Raw genomic sequence first — 2,259 nt, forward strand, 5'->3', positions numbered from 1 at the left:
TGAGTTACTCCCCTCGGCAACAGGTTTCTGTGGAAGGGAAAATAGCGCACTTTTCGATTTTCCAAAAACCACGATTCTTTTAAGAAATGCTTTAATCGAGTCTTATAGACGACTATAACTCACTCGGTCACTCTCTGACAATACGATGATCGGGGAAAAATGATCGATTAACAGTTGACTGGAGATACTGACCATAAAGCACTAAGGGACTTGCGTGGGAATAATATCCCAGCCAGAAAATCGCTCTGTAGAAGAATCAGACCGGCCAGATGGCATATTATCAAAGCGCAAGTCCCTTAGCTGCGGAGGCGCTCGAAGGCTCTCCCCCTACTTAGAGTGATCAGCAAACCTGAACGCTCGGAGGGCGCAAGCATTGCGCCCCTACAGTAACGGATTTTGTCCACAATGTAGGGGCGAACTGCGTTCGCCCAAAAGGTAGATTATCAAAGCGCAAGTCCCTAAATAATCACTCATAATCTAGTATGACCTGCACCCATTTGGGCGGACGAGAAATCGGATTACCAAGGCGATCAAGAACTAATAACGCCACTAAATGCACGGCGAATAAGTATAATAAACTATTGACAAATATACCCACAACTGCTATCGATTGCACTTGCAGCAGCGTCGGTTTAGCGAGAATCCCTAACCAGGTGAAAATCCAATCAATAAAATTAGTCGCTTGGGTAATCACATATAACCAGAGATTTTCGCCTAAAAGAATTGAAAACAGCCAAAAACGAAAGAATAAACCAAAAGCACCCAACAGTCCCCCAGTCAAGATAGAAAATTCCCAGCGCGCACCCCGGCGCCAGCATAGCCCCAATTGTACCCCCATCAGGCCGTGGGGAATCAAAAAGACAATACTGCGAGTCGGTCCCATCAACACCGACAAAAGTAAACTAGAAACTAATGCTGTCATCCAAGCACAGCGAGCGCCCCAACGTAAATAGGCTAAAGCGACAGGAATCGGGAAGAAAACCCTTAATAACGGTCCGAGGGGAAAATAATAATCAATTAACCAGATTAAACTGGTAGCACTGGCCAAAAAAGCCGTTTCCACCGTGATCAGGGTAGCGATAGACTTGAGAGGAGATGGTTGGATAGGTTTGGCAGTGGGTTTATCTAGGGGTTTCCCCTCTTCCCCCAGATCTGCCCAATTGGTTTCATCTATTGTCTCTTCTGAGGATTGAGCGGGAGAATTAGCGTTAGAATCATTCATTCTATCAGTTATCCGGTGGTCGGGACGGGTTGGCCGGCTATTCTTAGCTTAGACTTGCGACTCCCAGTCAGGCAAGAGGCAAAAAATAAGTAGGTAGGTGTTAAAAATTGTCAACCCCCCCTTATTAAGCTATCGATTAGTCAGATCTTTCTTAACAAAAAGAGAAGAAACTTAAAAAAAGGGGAAACGATTGATAAGTATAGTTTTGAAAGAAGGAATTAAGGTGGAGGTGAGCAAAAAAATGGAGAAATGGGCAGCCCAAGAATTACAGTATGCAGACCTAGGGGACACGAGAAGAAAGAAAGGATTAATCAGTATCGTGGAAAACTTGGCCAGCCAACCTAGTATAAGTGTCTCACAAGTATCGGGAAATCTAGCCGCCGCCAGTGCCACCTAAGACTTTTGGAACTAATTGCCGCCCAAGCTAAAAGTACAGTAGAAAGAATCAAAGAACATCCAATAGTTTTGGCAGTTCAAGACACAACCAGTTTAAACTTAATAATTGCTTCTCTTGGGGTTTTTTAGGGAGAAAAGGTGACGATGAACCCAGCGTTGAAACTATGAAACTATTTGGTTGGGACTGCGAAGGTTAGATGATATCAGCGAGACTTGGAAACTATCGGATCAAATTAGTTCCCCCATAGAACTCCCTTGAGCCATCCGGCACACTTTTTTCTTTTTGTCAAATTTTATGTTAAGAAAGATGTAAGTAATGGATAGCTTAATAAGGGGGAATCTGACAATTTTTAAAACCTACCTACTTAGCTATCTAGGGACTATTTCTGATAAGATTTAATTTTATACTCCCATCTCCCATGTCGTTAATTCAATGGTATCCCGGTCATATTGCCAAAGCGGAAAGAAAACTCAAGGAACATCTTAAACTCGTGGATGTAGTCTTAGAAGTGCGCGATGCTCGCATTCCCTTAGCTTCCCATCATCCGCAGGTGGACGATTGGATTGGCAATAAACCGCGCTTGTTAATCTTAAATCGTCTCGATATGATTCCCGAATCTGCCCAGCAACAATGGGTAACA

The 2,259-nt window shown here is 43.6% G+C and carries 1 protein-coding gene and 2 pseudogenes; 2 read left to right on the top strand and 1 reads right to left on the bottom strand.

The window, feature by feature from the left end; translation table 11 throughout:
- Positions 1–466 precede the first annotated feature (466 nt).
- Complete coding sequence (locus tag PX484_RS06390; protein ID WP_004268423.1) at positions 467–1,222, bottom strand: DUF2232 domain-containing protein; 756 nt, start codon at positions 1,220–1,222, stop codon at positions 467–469.
- Positions 1,223–1,463: 241 nt separating this feature from the next.
- Here PX484_RS06390 and PX484_RS06395 point away from each other — a divergent pair.
- Both PX484_RS06395 and PX484_RS06400 read left to right on the top strand, forming a co-directional pair.
- Positions 1,464–1,717: pseudogene (locus tag PX484_RS06395) on the top strand (IS4/Tn5 family transposase DNA-binding protein); the annotation flags it as partial.
- Positions 1,718–2,037: 320 nt separating this feature from the next.
- A pseudogene (locus PX484_RS06400) lies at positions 2,038–2,259 on the top strand (ribosome biogenesis GTPase YlqF); the annotation flags it as partial.

This window comes from Microcystis sp. M49636_WE2, from assembly GCF_030065375.1.
Lineage (GTDB): Bacteria > Cyanobacteriota > Cyanobacteriia > Cyanobacteriales > Microcystaceae > Microcystis > Microcystis aeruginosa_C.